Here is a 16,895-nt window from a genome sequence, read left to right as displayed (position 1 = left end):
CACGGCGCTCCCCACCCCCGGGGCGCCGCGCCGCGATCTCCCCTGCCCGAAAGCACCGTGTACGCCCCCAGAGGACCCCCGCATGCCCCCCATATCCCTGCCGCTCGCCGCCGCCGCGCCCGCCGCGCCACCCCACACCGGAGGGCTGCTCCTCCTCGTCGACGGCACCACCGGACTGCTCGTCGTCGCCGCCATCGGCATCGCCCTCCTGCTCTTCCTGATCATCAAGGCGCGCCTGCAGCCCTTCGTCGCCCTCCTCGCCGTCTCCATCGCCGTCGGCCTGCTCGCGGGACTGTCGGTCACCGAACTCTTCGGCACCGTGCAGCGTTCCGACGCCGTCTCCACCATCGAATCCGGCATGGGCGGCATCCTCGGCCATGTCGCGATCATCATCGGCCTCGGCACGATGCTCGGCGCGATCCTCGAAGTCAGCGGCGGCGCCGAGGTGCTGGCGTCCCGGCTGCTCGGCCTGTTCGGCGAGCGGCGGGCACCCCTCGCGATGGGGCTGACCGGCCTGATCTTCGGCATCCCCGTCTTCTTCGACGTCGGCATCTTCGTGCTCGCGCCGATCGTGTACGCCGCCGCCAAGCGGTCCGGCAAGTCCATCCTGCTGTACTGCCTGCCGCTGCTCGCCGGCCTGTCCATGACGCACGCGTTCCTGCCGCCGCACCCCGGCCCGGTGGCCGCCGCCGGGCTGCTGCACGTCCAGCTCGGCTGGATCATCCTCATGGGCGTCGTCTGCGGCATCCCCGCCGTGCTCGCCGCGTGGGCCTTCTCCGCCTGGATCGGCCGGCGGATCTTCGTGGCCGTACCGCAGGACATGGTCGAGGCCGCCGAGGAGGCGCGGCGGGCGGTGGTCGAGGAACAGCGGGCGGCCGGTACGCGGGCGCAGGAGGAGCCCGTCCCGCTGGGCACGGTCCTCGCCATCATCGGCACCCCGCTGGTGCTGATCCTCGCCGCCACCTTCTCCTCGATCGCCCTCGATCCCTCCACCACCCGTTCGGTGATCGAGTTCTTCGGCAACCCGTTCGTGGCGCTGACCATCGCGCTGCTGCTCGCGTACTACCTGCTGGGACTGCGCCGTGGCTGGTCCCGCAGGTCCCTGGAGACCGTGTCGACCTCCTCGCTGAAGCCGGTCGGCAACATCCTGCTGGTGGTCGGCGCGGGCGGTGTCTTCGGTGCCGTGCTCAAGGCGAGCGGCGTCGCGCAGGCCCTGTCGGACACCTTCCACGACGTCGGCCTGCCGGTGATCGTGCTCGCCTACCTCATCTCGGTCGTGCTGCGGGTGGCCCAGGGTTCGGCGACCGTCGCGATCGTCACCACGGCCGGCATCGTCGCCCCCCTCCTCGCCGAGGGCGACCACTCGCAGGCCTTCGTCGCGCTCGTCATCATGGCGATCTCGGCCGGCTCCATCTTCGCCTCGCACGTCAACGACGGCGGCTTCTGGATGGTCGCCAAGTACTTCGGCATCAGTGAACGCGACACCCTGAAGACATGGACCGTTCTGGAGTCGGTCCTCTCGCTCGCGGGCTTCGCGGTCGCGGCCGTACTGAGCCTGTTCGTCAGCTGAGTTGAGCGGACCTGAGCCCGGTCGCGTGACCAGGTTGAACGGGGGTGACGGGTGGGCTGACTGGTTCCGGCACAGGAACGTCGTCCATACTGCCCGCGTGGAGCAGCGCATAGGATCGAGCAGCCAGCCCCTTGAGGGCGCCGGATTCGACCCGGCCTTCATTCCCGGGATCACCGCACCCGTGCCGGCGGACCGGCAGGACACCGAGGCGGAGGACGCCGTCGAGACCGAGGAGACGACCTCGGCACGCGACACGGAAGCGCCCGCCGCCAAGGCCGAGGACGGCGCCGAGGCCGCGCAGGACAAGGCGGAGGCCGAGGGCGAGGACGAGCAGGTCGGTGACGAGGGCGAGCAGGACGGCCCGGTCTTCGAGGCCGCCGACCGCCGCGCCCGGATAGTCGCCGACCGCGAGGGCGTCCGGCTCCGCCTCGACGAGGAGTCCTGCGAGTTCCGCTGGGACGAGATCGGCGCGGTCGAGACGGAGGTGCCCCGTTTCGGGAAGCGTTTCACCGTCACGGTGCACACCCCTGACCGCCGCTGGTACCCGATCGAGATCGAGGCGCCGGCCAGGACACGCTTCAAGGAATGGGAGGAGCAACTGGACGCCGTACTCGACGCCTACTTCGAGGACTAGCGACGCCCCTGCCGGGGCCCTGCTCGGCCGCGAAGCGGCCCGGCCCGTCCGACGTTCCTCCACGGTGAGGGACAAGTGCCGTGCGATGAGGTGCGGGCCGGGCCGTCAGGCGACCGCCGTCACCTCCGCGACCCGGGCGAACTCCTCCTCCAGGCGGTCACGCCCGAGGGCCGCGAACTCGCGGTCCAGGTCCGCCGGTGTCACCCCGCGGAGCTCCACCATCGTGCGAGCGGCCCGGACCCAGGGTGCCCACTGCGAGCCGTACTTCACCTGCTCCATGTGGCACCCGGGGACGGGCTGGAGTGTCAGTGGGTGGTGGAGGGGACCGACGACTCCCCACGCGGGTACGTGCCTGGCCCATGCCGCGACGAACCGGCCACCGTGCAGGGCGTGGCAGAGCTGGATGGAGATCCCGGCGCATGGTACGCACACCGGCGGGCTCGTCGTGCGCTCGCCTTCCCGGATCGGGCCGACGCTGTCCCGCAGAAGAAAGAGGTGCGGGCCGTGTGGGTCGGGCGGCATGCGGGAGCAGACCTGGCACATCATGTTGAGCATTGCCCGGCGCTGCCGGTAGGGGTGGACGTTCCGGAGTTGTGGGCTGCCCCGGCGCTGCTTGGGCCGGAGGGCGTACCGGGCCCAGAGCACGCCGAAGCTGTCGCGGTCGTACGGGGTTTCATCCGTGTAGGCGATTCCCGGGGCCATGCGGCGGCGGGTGATCGGGCAGGTCAGGAGTCTTTCCTCGCTCCATCCGGCGATGTAGGGGACGACTCCTGGCGGTGCCGGAGGCAACACGATCGAGAACCTTCCTGTGTCGAGACGAGGGTGACGGCCCGGCACACCGCACGGCATCACGGGGCCGGGTGTGCCGGGCCGGGCCCGTCGGCCCCCGTGGGGGAGAGTCGGGAGCGGGAAGCCGACGGGCGCCTGGAGGCTCCGATCGCTCCCTGGGGCGCGAGCGACCGGAGCCGGTCATCGGGTCAGCGGCCGATACCGGCCACAAGGGCGCCCATGAGGGCGGCAAGGACCAGCGCGTAGAAGAACTGGCCCCACGGACTGTCCGGCCGTATGCGCATCGCTGCCGCTCCTCCCGATGGTGGCGTCGAGTTGAAAGGGAACCGTCTGTGAGGCGGACGGGTCTTGCGCTGGTCCACGGAGATCACCGCTCCGCCTTCGGGGCGCAGTCCGTGTGCCAGTACGCCACCAGCGGAGAAGCGTCACGGCGGGCCAGCATGCCCCGGCGGCACGCCTCAAGGCTCTTGATCGCATTACCGCATGACGGGCACGTTTCACCGGGCGGGGCGTACGTCGTGTATTCCATCTGCCGCGCGTCGCTGCCTACTTCGGCGCGCTGGAGACTTCGCGCGAGTCTGGTTGTAGCTTTGGGCACTGTCGTCAACCCCTTGATGGTTGGTGGCCAAGCCCCCGGACGTTCGCCCGTCGCGGGGGTCCTTACTGTTCGGCACACAGGTTGTGCCGTCTGAAGAGCTTCAGCCGGGCAGGGTGCCTCGGGGAACCGCGAACGGGGAACCCCGCAAGGCATTTGGGGAACCCTGTTGGGGTTCACAGGGCTACCCTGAGGGGGAGATCACTTCCGTCTCACCAGGGGCGCTCATGGATGACCGGACAAGCCGACGCAGCCGGTATGCGCTGACGATCCCTGACACGCTGCTTCACAGCGACGGCATGCGCCGCGCCTGCGCGGCCCGCGACTTCCAAGAGATCTTCCGTCTCGTCAACAGGCGTACGGGTTCTAGTTATGCGGTGATCGCCTCAGCAGTCGGCAAGATGACTAGTGGCCGCGTGAGTGACATCATCCGTGGCGTCCGCAGTATTCGAGGACAAGAAGTGATCGAACGGGTGTGTGATGGATTTGGCATCCCCGGGGAAATGCTGGGCGTTCCTGAACGGCCGTGGGAGCAACCACTTCCCACCGACCCTGCGTCAAAGAGAGATACAGAGCTGGATTGCTCGACCGAGGCTATCGAAAACCCCGACCTGATAACTGTTGCAAGTCTGCGGCAACAGGTTCAGATTCTTGATTCACGGTATGCGACTGAGCCGTCTACTGTGCTGGTTGCCGAAACCGGAAGGCTCCTGGGAAAGCTCACTCAGTGGCTGGGCCGCAGCGCTCCGTACCCTGTAAGCCGAGATTTGCAGGCTGCTGTGGCCGAAACCTCCACCTTTATGGGGCAATTAGTTTGGGATGCTTCGGGGAGAACTGATCACGTCACGGCTCGTACTTACTTTGGCCAGGCGGTCAACGCAGCGCGAGAATTGGGAGATCCCGTGTCGGAAGGGCTGGCGCTGCTTCGTACGTCGTTCGTAGCCCTTTACGGAGAGAAGAATCCTTCCGCAGGACTTGAACTGACCCTGGAAACAGCGGAGAAGGTACAAAAATCCAGCAATATTCTGAGCGGACTTGCGTTCCTGCACTCCGCAGAAGCACACGCCATGCTGCGGCGGCGAATTGAGTGCGAAAGATCACTCCGTGCGGCGGAAAGGTTCCTCGGACGGGCCGAGCCGAGTGATGCGGGATTTTCCATGGTGTCCCCGGGGCAATTCGGCCGCCTTGCCGGTTCGTGTTTTTTGTTTCTCGGTGATGCCCCCAGGGCTGAGGCTCTACTACAAGAAAGCGTCACCGAGGTTCGGGAAAAATCAAAGTCTCAAGCGATCGTCCTTGGGAATCTGGCACTGGCGCGTATCCAACAGAAGAAGGTTGATGAGGCTGTTGGAGCCCTCCACAGGGCGATTGAAGTCGTGGAAGGGAACCGCGGTGGTGGCGGACTGAACCTGATCTTCAAGGCGGGAAAGGAACTGCAATCCTGGAACGACCTTTCAGATGTGCGGGACCTTAACAGTCGACTTTTTGGATTGATCGCAGCTTGAGGGAGGGAATGGCGAGTGAATGCCGATGAAACCCGGAAGGAGAAGCAGAAGATTCGGGAAGGGGTATGGTCGCTGCTTGACAGTAAGAAGGCAGCATTGACCGAAGCAGCCGGACGCATCCCGTATTTCTTTGGTGCGGAATCCGCCGCTCTCCGCCTCGCCGCCCATCCTGCATGGAAGGTGTCTCGTGTCATCAAGGCAGTTCCGGACAAAGCTCAGATGCCAGTGAGAGAGCAGGCTCTCAAAGAAGGAAAGCGGGTTTACATGGCAGCACCAAAACTTGCCGCCGCCAAGCCCTTCTATTTTCTGGATCCCGAAACTCTTACCATTTCTGCCCGTGAAGCCGCCGACAGGCGAACAGCGGCTCAATATGCGATCCCTGTAGACCTTGATGAAATGCCACCCGTTGATCTGGTTGTATGCGGCAGCGTGGCCGTCAACTCGCGCGGGGCTCGACTCGGCAAAGGTGCTGGCTACGCGGATATTGAAGTGGCCCTTCTGCAAGAAGCTGGACTGATGGGGCCAGACGTACTCATCGCAACTACGGTGCATGAGTTGCAAGTGATCGATAGAGAGCTTCCGGAATCTGCCCATGACTTCCGGGTCGACCTGATTATCACGCCGGAGAGAATCATTGAATGCCCGCCCCATGAGCGGCCTCGGGGGATTATCTGGGACTCTCTGAACCCGGAGATGATCGCGGAGATCCCAGCTCTGTCAAATCGAAGGTCTTGAATGGCAGCGCTGATTGTCTCCAACAGATCGCCCGGCCGATCGGCCGCCCTCATGTGCCCTCCCTGTGCCCTGGCCCGTCCGGCCGTCGGCAGTAGAGCGCCCCGCTCGCTTCATGCCCGCCCTTCCCCACGTTGCGGGCGCGCCTGCGTGTCCGCGGACGTTATCAACGACGCGGCCCGACGTCTCATGTCCCGGACCGCCTCGCACGCACGTCGAGCAGCCCCGCGGGTACCAACTGGCGCCGCTCTCGGTGCCGGGCCGCCGCCGCGGGCCCAGGCTCATGACGGCGCCGACCGTCAGGGCGTCAGCGCACCAGACGCACGCGCGTCCGCAGACCTGGTCCTCGCTCAGGTCGCGGATCGGTGGGAGCGGTAGAAGCTGGACTGCCCCCACGGACGTCGGAGTTGTAGCGTGCGGCATGTCGACTCCTTCGCAGTCGGCCACGCCCCGGGAGGCCCGCCGCCTCGCCGGGGCTTCGTCGTGCCTGCCGACGGTAGGAACGGGGGTGTTGCAGCCGCCACAAACTTGCACCATCTTGCACTTCAGTTCTCTGGCGGGCTGTGATGGCTGCTTCGCATTCCAGGGTTGGAAGGCAGACGAAGCACTGGAGGACGAGGTGCGGTCCACCGGCCCGCTCCCCGACTACGAGGCTGTGGTGCGGATCCCCGCACGCATGGCGCACATCCTCAAGGAGGCATGCAATGCCATCGAGCATCCCGACGTCGTTCGATGAACAGCTCGCCGCCGCCCAGCGGTCGGCTGTCCACCTGGAGATGCGGGACGCCTACTACAGCAACCCCCGCTTCGAGGCATGGCTGAAGGGCGAGCGTGTCGACTGGGACGACCGGGCCTCCTGGTGGCGGCCCTTTCACCAGGACATCGCCGACGCTGTCGCCCGCGGCGTCCAGGTGCGGCGGGCCCGGGTCGTGTCCGAGCCGGTCACCGACTACATCCGGTGGGAGCACCACCAGACCCGCGCCAACGTCGAGGCCGGCGAACAGGTGCGGTGGCTGCCCCGTCGTGATACCGCCGATCTGCTGATGCCGGGCTGCGACTTCTGGATCTTCGACGGCCGGGTGATCCGCGTGCACAACTTCTCCGGAACCGGCGACTGGCTCGGCGAGGAGTTCTACGACGACCCCGCCCTGGTCGAACTCAACGGCACAGCCTTCGAACGCGTCTGGGACCGGGCCATCCCGCACGACCAGTACCAGATCCGATAGACCGAGCGCGACAGAACGACCATGCCACCCACATCCCCGTCGTCCAGCGTGCAGGCTGCGCGCGCCGCGCTCGCCGCTCGGCTCCGCGAGATCCGGCTGGACGCGGGGATCACCAAACGGGAGCTTGCCGCCCGGTGTGAGTGGAGCGAAGCGAAGTCCTCGCGGATCGAGAACGCCCGCACGGCGCCCTCCGACGACGACCTTCGCGCCTGGTGCCAAGCCTGCGGCGCCGACGACCAGCGGCTGCTGAGCTGCTTGAGCCCGGTGCGCTGGAGCCGCTTCCACTGGACGTACATGGAGTCGGCCTGCCGGTTCGCGGCGACGAGGTGATGGAGGGGACCGACGACACCCCACGCGGGCACGCGCCTCGCCCACGCCGCCACGAACCGCCCACCCCGCAGGGCGTGGCAGAGCTGGATGGAGATCCCGGCGCACGGCACACACACCGGCGGACTCGTCGTGCGCTCCCCCTCCCGGACCGCCCCACAGGAGTCCCGCAGGAGAAACAGGTGCGGGCCGTGTGGGTCCGGCGGCATGCGGGAGCAGACCTGGCACATCATGTTGAGCATCGCCCTACGCTGCCGGTAGGGGTGGACGTTCCGCAGCTGTGGGCTGCCCCGGCGCCGTTTGGGCCGCAGGGCGTAGCGGGCCCACAGCACGCCGAAACTGTCGCGGTCGTACGGGGTTTCATCCGCGTAGGCGATCCCCGGGGCCACGCGGCGGCGGACGATCGGACACGACAGGAGCCGTTCCTCACTCCATCCGGCGATGTAGGGGACGATGCCTGGTGGTGCCGGAGGCAACACGATCGAGAGCCTTCCTTTGTCGAGACGAGGCCGGCGGGCCCGCCGGCCCCCGCGGGGGAGAGTCGGGAGTGGGAGGCCGGCGGGCGCTGTGGGGCTCCGGTCGCCACCTGGGGCGCCAGCGACCGGAGCCGGTCAAGGGGTCAGCGGCCGATACCGGCCACGAGGGCGGCTAGGACACTGGCGCCAGGAGCACAGGCCGTACCTGTCCGCGGTCACCGGGGCTTCCGTTCGTCTCGGTGGCGGGGACACTGGCAGAGCGGGTACCTGTCCGTGGCCGGTGTCAGCCCCTGGGCGGGCGGGACGACGACCCGTACGTTGTCACGGGTGACCGTCCCGTAGCGGTCCACCTGGTAGACCCGCATGGTCATGTGGCTGAGCGGCGGGCTCGCGTGCGGGGACCGCGCCCCTGCGGTCGTCTGCCGGCGGGTCACCGACGGTTGTCCCTGACGAGTCGGTACAGGCTGCGGCCGACGGTGCAGTTGGCGGCTGTCGCCTCCGTCTCGCAGAGGTCGCATGTGGGCGTGTGGGCGAACAGGCCGCGGTGCGCACGGTCGGCGACGCACTTCCGGCAGGCGCGCGGGAAGCACGTACCCGCGTCAGCCTTCTGCTCGCCGAGGTCGACAGCCGTCTCGATCGTCAGAGGCTCGCCGCACCAGACGCACACGCGGCCGGCCGCGCGGTCCTCGTCCAGACCGAGCAGGGCCGGGAGCGCCAGGACGTCCAGCACTTCCAGCTGGAAATCTACGGCTGTTCTGCTCATCGGGTGCTCTCCAGGGGCAGCGGCACGAGCACACCAGGTCCGAGCCGGGGGCCGCGCAACCGGTTGGGTGTGCATGTTGTTCATGCAGCGATCGTGCCGCCGTGACCTGCTGCGCGGCAGTGTGTGCAAGGGGTGAGCGGCGTTACCGCTTTCGCACACTGTGTGATCGGAGTGGGGGTACGCTCCACACACTGAGTGATCCGGGGGCACGCATGGAACCGAACACACTCCTTGACGCGCTGCTCGACGAGGCAGGAATGTCCCGATTAGGACTCGCCACCCGCGTCAACAACGCGGCAGCAGCACAAGGAACACAGATGCGCTATGACCACAGCTCCGTCATCCGCTGGCTCAAAGGCCAGCGGCCCCGGGGCCGCACTCCCGAGCTGATCGCCGATGTCCTCTCCGGACGGCTCGGCCGGGGCATCAGCCTTGACGACATCGGGATGGGCACCCGATCTACGCCGCACCCAGCAGGGACTCCGCTTGAGGGGTTCATCGGCCGGGCGACCGCACTGTGGCGCGGCGACCACCAGCAGCGCGAGGACGTCCAGCGCACGCCCGTGATCACCGGCCTGCCCGCCGTCGGCCCCGTCTGGGAGTGGGAGAACCCGCCTGACGACGTGGACGTGTCCAGCCGTGGCACCATCCGCGTGGGCCTGCCCGACGTCGAGCATTTGCGGACCGCGCGTCGGCACTACGAGCAGATGTACCGAAAGGCGGGCGGCGTCGGGACTCGGGGCCGTGTCCTGCGGTTCCTGACAGAGGACACGGCGCCGCTGATGCGCGGCACCTATACGGACGCCACCGGCCGCGAGTTGCTCCGGGCCGTCGGCGGGCTCGTCGCCGTTGCCGGGATCTGCGCCTACGACTCCAACGCCCAGGGCCTCGCGCAGCGCTACTACCACCAGGCCCTGAGGCTGGCGAAGGCGAGCGGGGACAGGGCGTTCGGCGGGTACGTGATAGCGCTCCTCGTCAACCACTCCCTCTTCATGGGCGAGTACCGGCAGGCGGTCGCGTTCGCCGAGGCAGGGCTGCGCACTGCCGGACACGCCATCAGTCCGGCCCTCGCCTGCGACCTGCACGCCATGCAGGCGAAGGCGTACGCCCGCATGGGCGACCAGACGGCCGCCCACCGGGCCATGCAACAGGCGGAGATCGCATCCGGGCAGATCCGCCCGGACGAGGAGCCGGACGAGACCGGGTACATCCAGCCCGGCCTGCTGGAGACCGCGATGGCGGACACTCTGATGCGGCTTGGTGACACCGGGCCTGCGCAGCAGTACGCCGCCGAGGCCGTTGCCGTCCAGACCCACGCCCGCGGTCGGGTGCACCGGCTTGCCACCCTCGCCGACTGCGAACTGCGGGCGGGGGAAGTCGACCGTGCCGCCGGCACCGCGATGCAGATGCTCGACACCGTGGCAGGGATGGAGTCGCATCGGCTCTACGACCGGCTCGTCGGCGTACGCCGCAACCTCGCCACCACCCGTAGCGGGTCAACGCGCGAGGTCGTCGACCGGATCGACGAGACTCTTCGCATCCCGCTGTAGCCGACTGTGGTCGGATAGGGCGCGTCCCCGAAGGAGAGGCAGCAGGGTGTCAGTGTGGCGGAACCTCGGCGAGCGAACCGTGTACGAGAGCCGGTGGGTCAAGGTGAACATGGCCGACGTGGAGCTGCCGGACGGCCAGCACCTTGACCACACCGTGATCCGGCTGCGGCCCGTGGCGGTGGCCACGGTCGTGAACGAGGCGGACGAGGTGCTGCTGCTGTGGCGGCACCGGTTCATCACTGGCGCGTGGGGCTGGGAGTTGCCGTCGGGTGGGACCGGTGAGGGCGAGGACCCCGCGGTCGCGGCGGCGCGGGAGTTCGAGGAGGAGACCGGGTGGCGGCCCGGCCCGTTGCGGCTGCTCCTGGCGGTCGACCCGATGCCGGGGATCTCGACGTCGCATCATCGGGTGTACTGGTCGGATCACGCCGAGCAGGTGCGCACCGTGCCGGAGGATGCTCACGAGTCCGCGCGGCGAGAGTGGGTGCCGCTTGCGAAGATGCCCGAGTTGGTCGCCCGTGGTGAAGTGCGGTCGGCCAACGCGGTGGCGGCGCTGCTGATGCTGCACCATTTGCGCCTCGGGTGATCGAGGACATGACGAAATGGCTCCCACGGCCGAAGGCAGCAGGGGCCAGACGATCAGCGAAGAAGGTACTGGGAGGCAGCCTTCAACCCACCGTCTGCCACCCAAGCCACCATGACCGGAGCCTTGCACCACTGGCACAGCGGACGCCCGCCGGAGCCGTACTTGTAACCGTCCGGCCGCCAGGGGCAGACGCGGAGGGGGCGGTGGCCGAAGCCGCCGCCCCCGGATGCCGCGGGGCGTTACGGGAGTGCGTGCACGTGGGGGCCCACCGTGTTTGACCAGGCGTTGCCCGAGGTGGCGTCCCAGTTGGTGGACCAGGTCATCGCTCCCCGCAGGTCGGGGTAGGTCTTCGACGGCTTGAACGAGCCGCAGTTCGTGCCCTTCGTCAGGCAGTCCAGGGCGTTGTTGACCACCGTCGGGGAGACATAGCCGCCGCCCGCCGCGCGCGTCGACGCCGGCAGGCCCAGGCCGACCTGCGACGGCGCGAGACCGCCTTCGAGCTGGATGCAGGCCAGCGCGGTGAGGAAGTCCACCGAGCCCTGGCTGTACACCTTGCCGTCACAGCCGAGCATCGAACCGCTGTTGTAGTACTGCATGTTGACGACCGTGAGGATGTCCTTCACGTTCAGCGCCGTCTGGAAGTACCCGTTCGACGTGGACTGCATGTCGATGGTCTGCGGGGCCATCGTCAGCACCAGCGACGGGCCCGCCTTCGCCGACAGCGAGCGCAGCGCCTGCGTCATGTACGTCGCGTTCAGCCCGTTCTCCAGGTCGATGTCGACGCCGTCGAATCCGTACGTCCGCATCAGCGAGTACACGGAGTCGGCGAAGTTCGCCGCGGACGCCGAGTCGTTCACCGACACGGTGCCCCGCTCGCCGCCGACCGAGACGATGACCTTCTTCCCGGCGGCCTGCTTCGCCTTGATGTCCGCCTTGAACTGGTCGACGGTGTAGCCGCCTAGACCGGCCGAGTCCAGGTTGAAGGTGACCGCGCCCGGCGTCGACGTCGCGTCCGCGAAGGCCACCGCGATGATGTCGTACGCCGACGGCACGTCGGAGATCTTCTGGACCGTCGCCCCGTTGTTGAAGTTCTGCCAGTAGCCGGTCACCGCGTGCCGGGGCACCGTGCCTCCGCCTCCGCCGTTGCTCGTGGCGGTGGTGGCCGTGACCGCGGCCGACTTCGGTGACTCGCCCGCCGAGTTCGTCGCCGTCACCTGGAAGGAGTACGAGGTGGCGGCGGCGAGGCCGGTCACCGTGGCCGACGTGCCGGTCACCGCGGTGACCTTCGTGCCGTTGCGGTAGACGGAGTAGCCCGTCGCGCCGGACACCGCGCCCCAGGACAGGGAGACCGAGGAGGATGTCGTCCCGGAGACGGTGAGGCCGCTCGGGGCGCCCGGCACGGTCGGGGCCGGGTCGCCGCCGCCCCCGCCGTCCGGCCCGTAGACGGACACGTCGTCCGCGACGTACGCGGCCTGGCCGTACCAGCCGTGCGTGTAGACCGCTACGGACGTGGTGCCGGAACCCGTGGTGAACGTCGTCGTCAGCTGCTTCCAGGAGGCCGAGTCGGGCGTCCAGGTGGAGACGTCGGTGGTGCCGGTGCCCGTCACACCCAGGTAGGTGTAGCCGCCCTGCACCCACGCGCTCAGCGTGTACGTCGAGTTGGGCCGTACCGCCACCGTCTGGGTGCAGCGCGCGTTGTCCTGCCCGGCCGGCGTCGCCTTCAGCGCGCCGGTGCCCGAGTGCACCGGCGAGGAGACGGTCGTACCGCTGCCCGCGGAGCAGGTCCAGTTGCTCAGGCCGGACTCGAAACCGGCGTTCTTGACGTTGTTGACGTCCGCCGCGGCTGCGGGTGCGGCGGCGAGTCCCGCCACGGACAGGGCGAGCGCGGCCGTCACGGACCAGGTCCGTATCCGTCGTCTCTTGCGTCCGGGCATGCCTGGTGCGCGGTCCACTGGGGCCTCCGGGTGGGGGAGTGGGCGGGGAGAAGTGGGGGAGAACGGACGGTGGCCACCGCTGGCCTACAAGTTGGTCCAGACCAATCCCGGTGTCAAGAGGTCCAGACCAAAATCCCGTGTGCGCGGGAAGTTTGGTCCAGACCAATCCCGGTGTCAAGAGGTCCAGACCAAAATCCCGTGTGCGCGGGAAGTTCAACCTGTCCCGGTTTGAAGCGAGTTGTGTGAAGACAGATCCCGTTCAGCCGCACAAACGGTGTTCTCCGGTCACAGAGCCGTGGATACAGTGCTCACGTAGTCACGCAGTGAAGTCGTCCCGGCGCACCGGAGTCACCCCGGTGGGCCACCGGATGTGAAGAGCGGGGAGCTGCGCGTGCCAACTGCCATCGCCGTGACCAGCGCCGACATGGCGCTGTCCGCGCAGGACGAACGGACCATGCCCGCCGTCGTGCTGCACGACCTCGACAAGCGGCCGCTCGACCACGCCCTCGCCGAGCTGAACGGGCTCGTCGAGCAGCACGGGCATCTCATCGTCGTCGGCTCGCAGTCCGCCCCCGCGGCGGTGACCCAGCGGCTGCACACCCTCCGCTCGCTCCTGGAGAGCGAGCGGATCGCCCTGTTCCGGCCGGCTCTGCCGCCCCTCGGAATCGCCGTCCTGGCCCGCCAGTTGCGCCAGCTCGCCTCCTGCGACCTCAGCCCGGGCGTGCTCGCCTCCGCGGGCCGGCTGCTCACCCACTACATCCACGCCGGCGCGGTCCTCGGCTCGGTCGCCAAGCTCGACCGGATACCCGTGGGACTGAAGGCGCACGCCAAGTCCTGGGTGCCGGGCAGCCAGTTCGCGGTGGTCGCCCACCCGCAGCCGCGGCTCGTGCGCGTCGGCCCCGAAGCGACCCTGCCAGGACCCGAGTTCAACACCTGGATGCTGGTCGCCAAGGGACAGCTGCAGTCCGAGTGGGTCGGCACGCTCGCCACGTCCTGGGGCGCGCACGGGCTGCGCGAGGCCCCGCTGCCGGCCGAGTCCGCGAACTGGTGGGGGACGGGCCGGATCGTGGAGTTCTGCGGCTATCTCGCCGACCTCTCCGTCCTCTACCAACTGGTCACCTCGGTGCGGCAGAGCACCTGTCACTGGTGCGGCGTCGACGTGATCGGCGATCGCTGCGTCTTCTGCTCCGCCACCCCGCCCGGCCATGAACCACCCGCCCCACGGGCCCTCGAACAACGGACGCCCGCCTGACCGTCAGACACCGAGACACCGAGACACCGGACACCGCGACACCGCTCACCCATACGACTGCGCACGACCGATTCCCCCAATGAGGTTGCACGGTTCATGAACTCCCGTCAGCGCCGCGGCGTGATACTCCTGGTCCTGTCGGTCCTCTGCGCCCTCGGCGCGTTCGCCGGCGTGCTCTCCGTGATCGACGACGTGAAGTCCAAGGTCGGCCCCGAGGTCACCGCGTACCGGCTCAAGTCGAACGTGGCGCCCTACACGCCGCTGACCACCGGCCAGTTCGCGAAGATCCGGATGCCCGAGCGCTGGCTGTCGGCCAACGCCGTCACCGATCTGCGGCAGATCCGCGGCAAGATCGCCGTGACCACCCTGCGCGAGGGCTCCCTGCTGCAGAGCGACATGATCGTCGACCAGCCCGCCCTGCGGCCGGGGGAGCAGGAGGTCGCCATCATGATCGACGCGGCCACCGGCGTGGCCGGCAAGATCACCCCCGGCTCCCGGGTCAACGTCTACGCCACCTTCGAGGGCAAGCAGCAGGGCGACCCCGACCAGTCCAAGATCATCGTGACCAACGCCCGGGTCCTCGACGTCGGCAAGCTGACCTCCCTGGAGCCCGACAACAAGAACCAGCAGCCCACCGACGCCGTCCCGATCACCTTCGCGCTGTCCACCATCGACGCACAGCGCATCACCTACGCCGAGTCGTTCGCCCAGCGGGTCCGGCTCGCCCTGGTGGCACCCGGCAGCGAGACTGCCGTGCCGGACAAGGACCGCACCTACGAACTCGCGACGGACAAGTGAGAGGCGGCCCGCATGCCCACCAGAATCCTCCCGGCCGTCGGTGACCCGGACGCCGTACGCTCCCTCATCACCCTGCTCAGCCAACTGCCGGACGCCGAACCGCTCCCCCCGGTCGGCGACTCCACCCAACTCGTCGACACCCTCGCCCGGCTCGCCGCCGAGTCCGTCGACGAACTGCCCGAGGTCGTCGTCGTCCACGAACGCATCGGGCCCGTACCCGCCCTCGAACTCGTCCGCGAGATCGCTCTGCGCCACCCCGCAGCCGGCGTCATCCTCGTCACCACCGACGCCGGACCCGGCCTGTTCTCCGCCGCCATGGACTCCGGCGCCCGCGGCCTGGTCACCCTCCCGCTGAACTACGACGAACTGGCCAGCCGGGTGCACGCGGTGGCCCAGTGGTCCCAGGGCGTACGCCGCCATCTCGGCCACGGCGCCGATGTGTTCGGCGGTGTCGGCGGCACCGTCGTCACCGTCAGCGGCGCCAAGGGCGGAGTCGGCGCCACCTTCGCCGCCGTCCAACTCGCCCTCGCCGCCCAGGCGTCCGGCCGGTCCACCGCCCTGGTCGACCTCGACCTGCAGACCGGCGACATCGCCTCCTACCTGGACATCCAGTTCCGCCGCTCCGTCGCCGACCTGGCCGCCATCACCGACATCTCGCCGCGCGTCCTCGCCGACGCCGTCTTCCGCCACGACACCGGCCTCGCGCTGCTGCTCGCCCCCGGCGAGGGCGAACGCGGCGAAGAGGTCACCGACCGGGCCGCCCGGCAGATCATCGGTGCCCTGCGCTCCCGCTACGAGGTGGTCGTGGTGGACTGCGGCGCCCAGCTCAGCGGCGCCGGCGCGACCGCCGTGGAGATGGCCGGGACGGCGCTGCTGCTGACCACCCCCGACGTCGTCGCCGTACGGGCCGCCAAGCGGACCGTGCGCATGTGGGACCGGCTGCAGATCCGCAAGGCGGAGGAGACCACCGTCGTCGTCAACCGGCACACCAGGAGTACGGAGATCCAGCCGCAGCTCATCCAGCGCATCACCGGCACGGCGCTGGCCCGTACCACCGTGCCCGCGGGCTTCAAGGAACTCCAGGGCGTCGTGGACGCCGGACGCGTCCACGAACTCGACAGCCGCAGCGCGGTGAAACAGGCGCTGTGGGCGCTCGCCGGTGAACTCGGCCTGGCCGGGGCGCCCGAGGCACCGACGCACCGCGGCCGACCGCGCGGCGACCGGGGCGCGGTGAGCTTCCGGCGCCGGAAGGAGTGACCGCCATGGACCGGCCGGCACGCGACCGGGGACAGGTCAGCATCGAACTCCTCGGCATGACCCCGCTGATCCTGCTGACCCTGGTGCTGATGTGGCAGTGCGTCCTCGTGGGGTACACCTACACGCTCGCGGGGAACGCTGCCGACGAGGCGGTACGGGCCGGGACGGCCGCGGCGCCGGGCGAGCGGCAGGCCGCCTGCGAGCAGGTGGGACTCGGGCAGCTGTCGCAGGCGTGGAAGGGGGATGCCACGGTGACGTGCGGGGGGAGCGGCTATGTGACCGCCGACGTGTCCCTGAAGGTGCCCGTCCTCTTCCCGGGGACCATCGCCTTCCCGGTCACCGTCCACGGCCACGCGGGCGCGGTGGAGGAGGCGAAACACTGACATGCACGACTTCGCTGGCCGCGACTGGAACGGCGACACCGGCCCTTACCCCCAGCCACCCCCTCCGGGCCCCCTCCCAGACGAGGAAGCAGGCACCCGAGGCGGGCGCGAAGGGCTACGCGTCCGGCGCGGGGACGGTGATGCGGATGTGCGGCGCCGGGGTGACGGGGTGCGGGTCCTGGGTGGGGGCGGCGATTCGGGAGTCCGGCGGCTGGGTGGTGGGGGGCGTGTCTGGCGTTTGGGGGGTGGCCTTGCTGTGGGGCGTCGGGGTTCTGGGGTCCGGGTCGGTCGGGGTGCCCCCGAGCGTTCTGTCGGCCCCGGCCTCCGTACCCTGCGTGCTCGGTCCTCCGGGGCTGCGTCCTCGGGCTTGGAAGTCCGGCCCCTGGGTGGTGGGGGGCGTGTCTGGCGTTTGGGGGGTGGCCTTGGCGTGGGGCGTCGGGGTTCTGGGGTCCGGGTCGGTCGGGGTGCCCCCGAGCGTTCTGTCGGCCCCGGCCTCCGTACCCTGCGTGCTCGGTCCTCCGGGG

Annotated in this window: 14 protein-coding genes and 1 pseudogene; 12 read left to right on the top strand and 3 right to left on the bottom strand. The window is 69.0% G+C overall.

Annotated elements, in window-relative coordinates; translation table 11 throughout:
* Positions 1-82: 82 nt before the first annotated feature.
* Together ACIRFL_RS02365 and ACIRFL_RS02360 are read left to right on the top strand one after the other, a co-directional pair.
* Positions 83-1,570, top strand: coding sequence for a GntP family permease (locus ACIRFL_RS02365; RefSeq protein ID WP_404023224.1), 1,488 nt, complete (start codon positions 83-85; stop codon positions 1,568-1,570).
* 97 nt (positions 1,571-1,667) lie between these two features.
* On the top strand, positions 1,668-2,204 hold the full coding sequence (locus ACIRFL_RS02360) for a hypothetical protein (protein WP_404023223.1): 537 nt from the start codon (positions 1,668-1,670) through the stop codon (positions 2,202-2,204).
* 105 nt (positions 2,205-2,309) lie between these two features.
* On the opposite strand, the gene ACIRFL_RS02355 is transcribed toward ACIRFL_RS02360, so the two are convergent.
* Positions 2,310-2,996: a hypothetical protein gene (locus ACIRFL_RS02355; protein WP_404023221.1), complete on the bottom strand. Its 687-nt coding sequence runs from the start codon at positions 2,994-2,996 to the stop codon at positions 2,310-2,312.
* A gap of 819 nt (positions 2,997-3,815) precedes the next feature.
* On the opposite strand from ACIRFL_RS02355, the gene ACIRFL_RS02350 reads away from it, so the two are divergent.
* The 4 genes and pseudogenes from ACIRFL_RS02350 to ACIRFL_RS02335 form a co-directional block, all read left to right on the top strand.
* Positions 3,816-5,090, top strand: a complete 1,275-nt coding sequence (locus ACIRFL_RS02350) for a transcriptional regulator (RefSeq protein WP_404023220.1) — start codon at positions 3,816-3,818, stop codon at positions 5,088-5,090.
* A gap of 15 nt (positions 5,091-5,105) precedes the next feature.
* A complete protein-coding gene (locus ACIRFL_RS02345; protein WP_404023219.1) occupies positions 5,106-5,825 on the top strand; it encodes a 5-formyltetrahydrofolate cyclo-ligase in 720 nt (239 codons plus the stop codon).
* Positions 5,826-6,526: 701 nt separating this feature from the next.
* The gene (locus ACIRFL_RS02340) at positions 6,527-7,048 is read left to right on the top strand and encodes a DUF6879 family protein (protein WP_404023218.1); all 522 of its coding nucleotides are present in this window, start codon (positions 6,527-6,529) and stop codon (positions 7,046-7,048) included.
* A gap of 21 nt (positions 7,049-7,069) precedes the next feature.
* A pseudogene (locus ACIRFL_RS02335) lies at positions 7,070-7,288 on the top strand (helix-turn-helix domain-containing protein); the annotation flags it as partial.
* Positions 7,289-8,281: 993 nt separating this feature from the next.
* Here ACIRFL_RS02335 and ACIRFL_RS02330 read toward each other — a convergent pair.
* A complete protein-coding gene (locus ACIRFL_RS02330) occupies positions 8,282-8,614 on the bottom strand; it encodes a hypothetical protein (RefSeq protein WP_404023217.1) in 333 nt (110 codons plus the stop codon).
* 212 nt (positions 8,615-8,826) lie between these two features.
* Here ACIRFL_RS02330 and ACIRFL_RS02325 point away from each other — a divergent pair, with 212 nt between their 5' ends.
* Both ACIRFL_RS02325 and ACIRFL_RS02320 read left to right on the top strand, forming a co-directional pair.
* A complete protein-coding gene (locus tag ACIRFL_RS02325) occupies positions 8,827-10,164 on the top strand; it encodes a transcriptional regulator (RefSeq protein WP_404023215.1) in 1,338 nt (445 codons plus the stop codon).
* 46 nt (positions 10,165-10,210) lie between these two features.
* Positions 10,211-10,747 carry an NUDIX hydrolase gene (locus ACIRFL_RS02320; protein WP_404023213.1) on the top strand — a complete coding sequence of 179 codons (537 nt, stop codon included), beginning with the start codon at positions 10,211-10,213 and terminating at the stop codon, positions 10,745-10,747.
* 239 nt (positions 10,748-10,986) lie between these two features.
* Here ACIRFL_RS02320 and ACIRFL_RS02315 read toward each other — a convergent pair whose 3' ends face one another.
* Complete coding sequence (locus ACIRFL_RS02315) at positions 10,987-12,681, bottom strand: chitinase (protein WP_404023211.1); 1,695 nt, start codon at positions 12,679-12,681, stop codon at positions 10,987-10,989.
* Between the two features lie 424 nt (positions 12,682-13,105).
* On the opposite strand from ACIRFL_RS02315, the gene ACIRFL_RS02310 reads away from it, so the two are divergent.
* From ACIRFL_RS02310 to ACIRFL_RS02295, 4 genes are all read left to right on the top strand, one after another.
* Complete coding sequence (locus ACIRFL_RS02310) at positions 13,106-13,933, top strand: hypothetical protein (protein WP_404023559.1); 828 nt, start codon at positions 13,106-13,108, stop codon at positions 13,931-13,933.
* A 96-nt stretch (positions 13,934-14,029) separates the two neighbouring features.
* Positions 14,030-14,731 carry a Flp pilus assembly protein CpaB gene (cpaB, locus tag ACIRFL_RS02305; protein WP_404023210.1) on the top strand — a complete coding sequence of 234 codons (702 nt, stop codon included), beginning with the start codon at positions 14,030-14,032 and terminating at the stop codon, positions 14,729-14,731.
* 12 nt (positions 14,732-14,743) lie between these two features.
* Positions 14,744-15,988 carry a CpaE family protein gene (locus ACIRFL_RS02300; RefSeq protein WP_404023209.1) on the top strand — a complete coding sequence of 415 codons (1,245 nt, stop codon included), beginning with the start codon at positions 14,744-14,746 and terminating at the stop codon, positions 15,986-15,988.
* A gap of 5 nt (positions 15,989-15,993) precedes the next feature.
* Complete coding sequence (locus ACIRFL_RS02295) at positions 15,994-16,371, top strand: TadE/TadG family type IV pilus assembly protein (protein ID WP_404023207.1); 378 nt, start codon at positions 15,994-15,996, stop codon at positions 16,369-16,371.
* Positions 16,372-16,895 lie beyond the last annotated feature (524 nt).

The organism is Streptomyces sp. NPDC102462 (assembly GCF_044765425.1).
GTDB lineage: Bacteria > Actinomycetota > Actinomycetes > Streptomycetales > Streptomycetaceae > Streptomyces.
Note: the sequence above shows the minus strand (reverse complement) of the source record. Positions and strands in the feature narration are given on the sequence as shown.

Excerpts from the sequence above, each read along its gene's own strand:
- cpaB (WP_404023210.1), top strand. The coding sequence starts at position 14,030 with ATGAACTCCCGTCAGCGCCGCGGCGTGATACTCCTGGTCCTGTCGGTC.
- ACIRFL_RS02295 (WP_404023207.1), top strand. The coding sequence starts at position 15,994 with ATGGACCGGCCGGCACGCGACCGGGGACAGGTCAGCATCGAACTCCTC.
- ACIRFL_RS02350 (WP_404023220.1), top strand. The coding sequence starts at position 3,816 with ATGGATGACCGGACAAGCCGACGCAGCCGGTATGCGCTGACGATCCCT.
- ACIRFL_RS02325 (WP_404023215.1), top strand. The coding sequence starts at position 8,827 with ATGGAACCGAACACACTCCTTGACGCGCTGCTCGACGAGGCAGGAATG.
- ACIRFL_RS02310 (WP_404023559.1), top strand. The coding sequence starts at position 13,106 with ATGGCGCTGTCCGCGCAGGACGAACGGACCATGCCCGCCGTCGTGCTG.
- ACIRFL_RS02300 (WP_404023209.1), top strand. The coding sequence starts at position 14,744 with ATGCCCACCAGAATCCTCCCGGCCGTCGGTGACCCGGACGCCGTACGC.
- ACIRFL_RS02315 (WP_404023211.1), bottom strand. The coding sequence starts at position 12,681 with ATGCCCGGACGCAAGAGACGACGGATACGGACCTGGTCCGTGACGGCC.
- ACIRFL_RS02365 (WP_404023224.1), top strand. The coding sequence starts at position 83 with ATGCCCCCCATATCCCTGCCGCTCGCCGCCGCCGCGCCCGCCGCGCCA.
- ACIRFL_RS02340 (WP_404023218.1), top strand. The coding sequence starts at position 6,527 with ATGCCATCGAGCATCCCGACGTCGTTCGATGAACAGCTCGCCGCCGCC.
- ACIRFL_RS02330 (WP_404023217.1), bottom strand. The coding sequence starts at position 8,614 with ATGAGCAGAACAGCCGTAGATTTCCAGCTGGAAGTGCTGGACGTCCTG.